The following is a 3,246-nucleotide window of genomic DNA, read 5'->3' as shown; positions in this document are numbered from 1 at the left end:
GCGGGTCGCCTCGGGCACTGCCCGAGGCGAAACCCCTCAAAACCGGCGCCACCAGGCCCCAAGCGTTTGACGCTTGCAAACCTGCAGGCCCGGTCCTAGCGTCGCCGCATGACGGACACGGCCCCTTCCAATACCGACCGCCCCTTGCTCGGCATTCTTCTGATGCTTGGGTTTTGCGCCACGATCCCCTTGGGCGATGCGGTGGCAAAGCTGCTGTCGACGCGCCTTCCGGTGGGCCAGATCGTCTTTGCCCGTTTTGCGGCACAGGGCCTGATCCTGGCGCCGGTGGCGCTGATGCTGGGGATATCGCTGCGCTTGCCGGCGCAAGTGATGCCACTGGTGATTCTGCGTACCCTGCTGCAGATGGGGGGGATCACCGCGATGTTCATGGCGCTGCGCTATCTTCCATTGGCCGATGCGGTCGCCATCGCGTTTGTGATGCCCTTCATCATGTTGCTGCTGGGCAAATTCGTGCTGCACGAAGACGTCGGTCTGCGACGGCTGGCGGCCTGTCTTGTGGGTTTCATCGGCACCCTGCTGGTGATCCGGCCCAGTTTCGCCGAGGTCGGCCCAAACGCGCTGTGGCCGCTCGCAGTGGCGGTGATTTTCGCCCTGTTCATGCTGGTCACCCGCAAGATCGCCCGCGACACCGATCCGATTGCCATTCAGGCCGTCTCTGGCGCGATTGCCTGCGGGCTGATGGTGGTGGTCTTTGGCCTTGGTCACCTGCTGTCCATCGCCGAATTGAACAGTACCCTGCCCGCCGCCCCGGAACTGAAGCTTCTGGTCCTGCTCGGCGGTCTTGGCACCGCGGCGCATCTGATGATGACCTGGTCCCTGCGCTATGCCCCCACCAGCACCCTGGCCTCGATGCAATATCTCGAGATTCCGGTGGCGGTTCTGGTCGGCTGGCTGGTCTTTGCCGAACTGCCCGACGCGATCGCGACCTGCGGCATTCTGCTGACCGTGGCCGCCGGGCTCTATGCGGTGCTGCGGGAACGCCACGCTGCCCGGGTCACCGGACCTGCGGCGCTGCCCAAGACTGCGACCGGTCTGCCTGCATCGCCTGAATAACGGCCCCAAGACTGCGGCGCGGCAGAATCGCCAGCAACCCCGGACCGTCCACCCCAATCCGAACCTCCTCGGCAATGGCCCGGTTCGATGTGCCGATCCGCTGAAACGGCGACAGCGTAAGGCCGTCGATTGGCCACTCCAACCCCTCGGAACGCCCGGTGACCGGGGCCAGGGGGAACAACGACACCACATCGCCGGGGGTCAGCGTCACAGCCAGCGGCGCGGTGATATGCACCACCACCTCCTGCGCGCCGATCAGGATGCAGGGGCTGTCGTGCGGCTGTACCAGAACATGCAACGCCGCCAGTTGATGATCGACCCGCCCGCCCAGAAACCCGACGGCAAGCACCAAAGGCGCGGCAACCGCCCGCAAGGCCTTGTCAAAATCCGTGGTTTCCTGTTCCGCCACCAGATGCAGTATACTGTCCGGCAGGGCGGCACGGGTTTCGGCCGAGACCGAGTCGAAATCGCCGATCACTGCCCTAGGTTCATAGCCGAGTGCGACAGCAGTATTCGCGCCGCCATCCGCCGCGACCAGCACAGGCGCAATCAAAAGGGCCTCTTTCAGGTCCGAAGGGGCCACATCGCCGCCGCCGATCAACGTCACCGGGGCGGTTTCCTGAACAATCACCTGTGTCATGAGGGGATAATTGGCAGAAATGGAAACAGGCCACAATCTAAACACAAAATTATACGAACAATTGCTAGGTTTCGGGCTGAATTTGACCCTTCAACCCGCGAGTTAGACGGTAGACTCTGGCGAGGACCAACTGACCTATGGTGCAAAACAACAAAGTTTTAACAGTTTCTTACGGAACGTTTTCATGCACGTTGGAGGGGTTTGAGGACTCCTTTGACACAATGAAGGCGATCGCGGAGTATTTTCGGGATCTTGCATCGGATGATCGCTATTTCGGCGCCGAGCCACCGCAGCCCGATGCAGAAATGATGGCCCGGATCGCGCAGCGCGAGATTGCCCGCCAGGTCGAAGCGCGCAGCGGCGCCGGGGGCATTCACCTGCGCGCGGCCGCGCCGCAGCAGCACGCGCAGCCGACTCCAGCGCCGGCCCCCGCCCCAGCCGCAGCGCAGGACATCCGCCAGGTCGAATCCTCAGCCCAGGCTGCCGCCACGCCAGCAGCCGCAGCGGCGGTCCCGTCGCCTGCCAGCCGAGACAACACCGACGCGCCAGAGTCCGAAACTGCAGAGCCCGCGCAGACGGCCACCGTCGCGGAACAGACGACAGAAACGGAGCAGACGCCAGAACAGGACGGGGCTGATCAGCGCGCCCCGGACGCGGCTTCGCCCGATGATCACGTGTCGGCGACGCCCCCGGCCGACCCCGAGTTCGCTACAGACGTCAGTGAAGGCGACGACAGCGACCTGGCAGACTCCGAGGCCATCCTCTGGGGTGTCAGCACAACCCTGACCCCGACCGACGATGATACCGACGCGGCCTCGGTCCCGTCCCCCCGCACTGAGGCCGCCACCGCACCGGCGCAGGAGCAGAACAGGCCCGCAGAGACACCCGCGATCAGCCGGATCGCCCGCCGGTCCCGTCCGGACGAGCCCCTCCCCGCAGGCGACAGCATCGCCGCGAAGCTGCAACGCATTCGGGCCGTTGTCGCCAAGACACCGGTCGAGGATGATTTTGCCGAAGACGAGCACGCCGACAGTTTCACAACCGAGGACACCTCGGCGCTGCAGGACGCCCTGTCGCGCGACATCGCCGCCGAAGACGATGCCCCCGCTGCGCAGGCCGCCGACGCAGGCGATGATTCCGTCAGCGCCTTGCTGGACCGGCTGAACCTGACCGGCGATTCGGCGCCCAAGAGCGAAAGCCCCGTCGCCGAGGACGCCCCGCAGGGTGACGCCCCCCTGCAAGATGACGAAACAACCGCCGCACCATCGCCAGAAGCCGCAGCCGATCCTCAGCCCGAGGCCCAGACGTCTGCAGAACCGGACCGGTCAGCCGCGACGACAAGTCAGCCCGATGCCGGCACCGCCGCGCAACCGCCTGCACATGTCACGCCGAAACGGCCAGTACGTGGACGGGTCATTCGCGTCAAACGGGCTCAGGTCGATGCCAACCTGATCGAGTCGACCGCGCAAGAGGTCCCCGATCAGCCGCCCCACGCGCAGACCCCGCGCCCGGCGCCCGTCGCAGAACAGGCG

2 protein-coding genes and 1 pseudogene are annotated in these 3,246 nt (G+C 65.4%); 2 read left to right on the top strand and 1 reads right to left on the bottom strand.

All coding sequences use genetic code 11. The features are described from left to right. Positions 1-108: 108 nt before the first annotated feature. A complete protein-coding gene (locus TRIHO_RS19935) occupies positions 109-1,074 on the top strand; it encodes a DMT family transporter (RefSeq protein WP_068248004.1) in 966 nt (321 codons plus the stop codon). Here the strand turns inward: TRIHO_RS19935 and TRIHO_RS19930 are convergent. After that, positions 1,016-1,714, bottom strand: coding sequence for a thiamine diphosphokinase (locus TRIHO_RS19930; protein ID WP_068248001.1), 699 nt, complete (start codon positions 1,712-1,714; stop codon positions 1,016-1,018). The two genes, TRIHO_RS19935 and TRIHO_RS19930, sit on opposite strands and share 59 nt — an antisense overlap. 137 nt (positions 1,715-1,851) lie before the next feature. On the opposite strand from TRIHO_RS19930, the pseudogene TRIHO_RS19925 reads away from it, so the two are divergent. After that, positions 1,852-3,246 (top strand): annotated as a pseudogene (locus TRIHO_RS19925) (hypothetical protein); the annotation flags it as partial.

Origin of the sequence: Tritonibacter horizontis, assembly GCF_001518015.1 — a bacterium.
Taxonomy (GTDB): domain Bacteria; phylum Pseudomonadota; class Alphaproteobacteria; order Rhodobacterales; family Rhodobacteraceae; genus Epibacterium; species Epibacterium horizontis.
Note: the sequence above shows the minus strand (reverse complement) of the source record. Positions and strands in the feature narration are given on the sequence as shown.

Coding starts and splice junctions, on each gene's coding strand:
- TRIHO_RS19935 (WP_068248004.1), top strand. CDS start 109: ATGACGGACACGGCCCCTTCCAATACCGACCGCCCCTTGCTCGGCATT.
- TRIHO_RS19930 (WP_068248001.1), bottom strand. CDS start 1,714: ATGACACAGGTGATTGTTCAGGAAACCGCCCCGGTGACGTTGATCGGC.